The organism is Pseudomonas sp. NPDC098747 (genome assembly GCF_044760045.1).
GTDB lineage: Bacteria > Pseudomonadota > Gammaproteobacteria > Pseudomonadales > Pseudomonadaceae > Aquipseudomonas.
Genome location: NZ_JBIWAL010000057.1, coordinates 30,190 through 34,338, shown reverse-complemented (window position 1 = coordinate 34,338; position 4,149 = coordinate 30,190). Strand labels below are relative to the sequence as shown.

Here is a 4,149-nt window from a genome sequence, read left to right as displayed (position 1 = left end):
CCTTAACGTGGCGTTCAAACTTTGTTCGAGCGAGGTGAGGATATTTTGCGTCGTCGAATTCACCTCATCGTCATTAAGAGTGCGCGATGGATGCTGCCAGGTCAAGCCAACTGCAAGGCTTTTTCTATCAGGATCAATACCTTTACCCTGATATACGTCAAACAGCCTGAGATCTGTGAGCCATTCGCCTGCATTTTCACGGATTACGTCCAATACAGCCGAGGCTGCGACGTCTTTGTGCGCGATCAATGCAAGATCACGACGCACTTCAGGAAAGCGCGACAACTCGTGGAATTTCGGCATTTTACCGAGTGCCACTTCAGCCAGAACCAGCTCGAAAACGAAGACCGGACGATCCAGACCCAAGGCTTTCGACAATTCCGGGTGGATGGCGCCAATGAAACCGACTTCACGCCCTTCGCGCTCGATGCGCGCGGTTTGACCCGGGTGCAGCGCCGGATGCTTGCCCGGGGCGAAAGTGAACGAATCCAGCGCACCGGCGAAGCCCAGCACTGCTTCCACGTCAGCCTTGACGTCGAAGAAATCGATGGTGTCGCGACCTTGCGCCCAACCTTCCGGCAGACGGCTACCGCAGACAACACCGGACAGCATCGGCTCTTGCTTCAGACCTTCGAGCTGACCAACGAAGCGCAAGCCACTTTCGAACAGACGGACGCGATCTTGCTGGCGGTTCAGGTTGTGCTGCAGCGCCTTGACCAGGCCTGGCCACAGCGAAGAACGCATGGCAGCCATGTCGTTGGAGATCGGGTTGGCGAGCAACAGCGGTTCGACGCCCGGATTGAACAGTTCGAACTGCCGTGGATCGATGAAGCTGTAAGTAATCGCTTCCTGATAACCACGAGCTACCAGCAGGCGGCGCAGTTCTGGCAGATCGCTACGCGCTTCAGCCTTGGCTTGCGGCGCCAGACGCGCTTGCGGGTAACGAACCGGCAAACGGTTGTAACCGTACAAACGGGCCAGTTCTTCAATCATATCGACTTCCAGACTGATGTCGAAGCGATGGCTTGGCACTTCTACGCGCCACTGCCCTGCTCCATCAGCAGAAATGTTCAGACCCAAGGCGCTGAGCAGACGCTCGACCTGTGCCGAATCCATTTCCATGCCAAGCATCTGGGTGATGCGCTGTGCACGCAGGGTGATCGGCGCGATCGACGGCAGATGCTGCTCGCTGACGGTCTCGATGATCGGACCGGCTTCACCGCCAGTGATTTCCAGCAGCAGGCCAGTGGCGCGCTCCATGGCTTCACGCGCCAGCTGCCAGTCCACGCCGCGCTCGTAGCGATGCGACGCGTCGGTGTGCAGGCCGTATGAACGAGCCTTGCCAGCGACAGCGATCTGATCGAAGAACGCGGATTCAAGGAATACATCGCGAGTGGTCGAAGAGACACCGCTGTGCTCGCCACCCATCACACCGGCAATTGCCAGGGCACGCGTGTGGTCTGCGATCACCAGCGTATCGCTACGCAGGCTGACTTCCTGACCATCGAGCAGCACCAGCTTCTCGCCCTCTTCGGCCATACGCACGCGGATGCCGCCATTGATTTCGGCGAGATCGAACGCGTGCAACGGCTGGCCCAGCTCAAGCATTACGTAGTTGGTGATGTCGACGGCGGCGTCGATGCTGCGCACGTCAGCGCGACGCAGACGTTCAACCATCCACAGCGGTGTTGGCTTGGACAGATCGACGTTACGGATCACACGCCCCAGATAACGCGGGCATGCGGCAGGCGCCAGCACTTCTACCGAGCGCACTTCGTCGTGCACGGCAGGAACGGCGAGTACCACCGGACGGGTGACCGGCGCGGCGTACAGTGCGCCAACTTCTCGGGCCAGACCGGCCAGGGACAGGCAGTCGCCACGGTTCGGGGTCAGATCGACCTCGATGCTGGCATCTTCCAGATCCAGATACACACGGAAATCTTCACCCACCGGCGCATCGGCCGGCAGCTCCATCAAGCCGTCGTTGCCTTCGCCGACTTTCAGCTCGGCTTGTGAGCACAACATGCCGTTGGACTCGACGCCGCGCAGCTTGGCCTTCTTGATCTTGAAGTCGCCTGGCAGCTCGGCACCGATCATGGCGAACGGAATCTTCAGGCCCGGACGCACGTTCGGCGCACCGCAAACGACCTGAAAGGTTTCCGCGCCATTGCTGACCTGGCAAACGCGCAATTTGTCGGCATCAGGGTGTTGCTCGGTGCTCAGCACCTCGCCCACGACCACGCCACTGAATACGCCGGCGGCCGGCGTAACGCTATCGACCTCAAGACCGGCCATCGACAGACGAGCAACCAGCTCGTCGCGATCTACCTGCGGGCTAACCCAGCCACGCAGCCATTGGACCCTGAATTTCATCCTGCACTCCTAAGAATTCGATACGACTAGCGAAAAAGCGAGAGGAACCGCAAGTCGTTGTCGAAGAACAGACGCAAGTCGTTCACGCCGTAACGGAGCATGGCCAGACGCTCGACGCCCATGCCGAAGGCAAAGCCGGAGAACTCTTCCGGGTCGATGCCGGACATGCGCAGCACGTTCGGATGAACCATGCCGCAGCCCATCACTTCCAGCCAGCCAGTCTGCTTGCAGACACGGCAGCCTTTACCGCTGCACATCACGCATTCCATGTCGACTTCGGCGGATGGCTCAGTGAACGGGAAGTACGAAGGGCGGAAACGTACAGCCAGCTCTTTCTCGAAAAACACCCGCAGGAATTCTTCGATGGTGCCTTTGAGATCGGCAAAATTGATATCGCGATCGACCAGCAGGCCTTCGACCTGGTGGAACATCGGCGAGTGGGTGATATCGGAGTCGCTGCGGTACACACGGCCTGGGCAGACAATGCGGATCGGCGGCTGTTTCGACTCCATGGTGCGGACCTGTACCGGCGAGGTGTGGGTGCGCAGCAACATGTTGGCGTTGAAATAGAAGGTGTCATGCATCGACCGGGCCGGGTGATGGCCTGGGATGTTGAGCGCTTCAAAGTTGTGGTAGTCGTCTTCGACCTCAGGGCCTTCGGCAATGCCGTAGCCAATGCGAGTGAAGAACTGCTCCACACGTTCCAGAGTCCGGGTGACCGGATGCAGACCACCAGAGGTCTGGCCACGGCCCGGCAGCGTCACGTCAATGGATTCGGCAGACAGTTTGGCAGCCAGTTCGGCTTCTTCAAACAGGGCCATGCGCGCATTGAGAACGCCTGTAACACGTTCCTTGGCAACGTTGATCAGGGCGCCGACTTGCGGACGCTCTTCTGCTGGCAAATTCCCCAGGGTCTTCATCACCTGAGTCAATTCACCCTTTTTGCCAATGTCTTGAACCCGGATTTGCTCCAGTGCATTGATAACTTCAGCGCTTTGCACAGCCTCTAGTGCTTGAGAGACCAGCGCATCCAGGTTTTCCATGTACAGACTCCAGATACAAAATAGGGGAAGAGCTTGAAGGCTCTTCCCCTATTTAAGACGTTTACCACCCGCCCCCACGGAAGTGAGGCCGGGTGATTGTCGGGGGTACTTAAGCCAAGGTGGCTTTAGCTTTCTCGACAATCGCAGCAAACACCGCTTTTTCGTTCACTGCCAGATCAGCCAGAACCTTACGGTCGATCTCGATGGACGCTTTTTTCAGGCCGGCGATGAAACGGCTGTAGGACAGACCGTTAACACGAGCACCATCGTTGATACGAGCGATCCACAGAGCGCGGAACTGACGTTTTTTCTGACGACGGTCACGGTAGGCGTATTGGCCAGCCTTGATAACCGCTTGCTTGGCAACACGGAATACGCGCGAACGTGCACCGTAGTAGCCTTTAGCAAGTTTCAGAATTTTCTTGTGGCGCTTACGCGCCATGACGCCACGCTTTACACGAGCCATGAGTTACTTCCTCTATTCTTGACTAAAATTAACGAAGGCGCAGCATGCGCTCGACTTTTGCGACGTCAGACTTATGCAGCAAGCTGCTACCGCGCAGTTGACGCTTACGCTTGGTCGACATTTTAGTCAGGATGTGGCTCTTGAAAGCGTGCTTGTGCTTGATACCGTTATCAGTTTTAAGAAACAGCTTAGCAGCTACATTTTTAGTTTTTATTTTTGGGATTTTGTGTTATTCTGATTGTTTTTATATTTTTTATCAGTATGATT

4 protein-coding genes are annotated in these 4,149 nt (G+C 57.0%); all 4 read right to left on the bottom strand.

All coding sequences use genetic code 11. From position 1 onward, the window contains the following. On the bottom strand, nt 1-2,373 hold a 2,373-nt coding region (gene pheT, locus ACIQVE_RS24760), incomplete at its 3' end, for a phenylalanine--tRNA ligase subunit beta (RefSeq protein ID WP_402813430.1). 26 nt (nt 2,374-2,399) lie between these two features. After that, nucleotides 2,400-3,416 (bottom strand): phenylalanine--tRNA ligase subunit alpha, encoded by a 1,017-nt coding sequence (pheS, locus tag ACIQVE_RS24755; protein ID WP_402813427.1) that lies wholly within the window; start codon nt 3,414-3,416, stop codon nt 2,400-2,402. A 109-nt stretch (nt 3,417-3,525) separates the two neighbouring features. Next, nucleotides 3,526-3,882, bottom strand: a complete 357-nt coding sequence (gene rplT, locus ACIQVE_RS24750) for a 50S ribosomal protein L20 (RefSeq protein WP_402813424.1) — start codon at nt 3,880-3,882, stop codon at nt 3,526-3,528. A 28-nt stretch (nt 3,883-3,910) separates the two neighbouring features. Continuing rightward, nucleotides 3,911-4,105 carry a 50S ribosomal protein L35 gene (rpmI, locus tag ACIQVE_RS24745; RefSeq protein WP_402813441.1) on the bottom strand — a complete coding sequence of 65 codons (195 nt, stop codon included), beginning with the start codon at nt 4,103-4,105 and terminating at the stop codon, nt 3,911-3,913. Nucleotides 4,106-4,149: the final 44 nt, after the last annotated feature.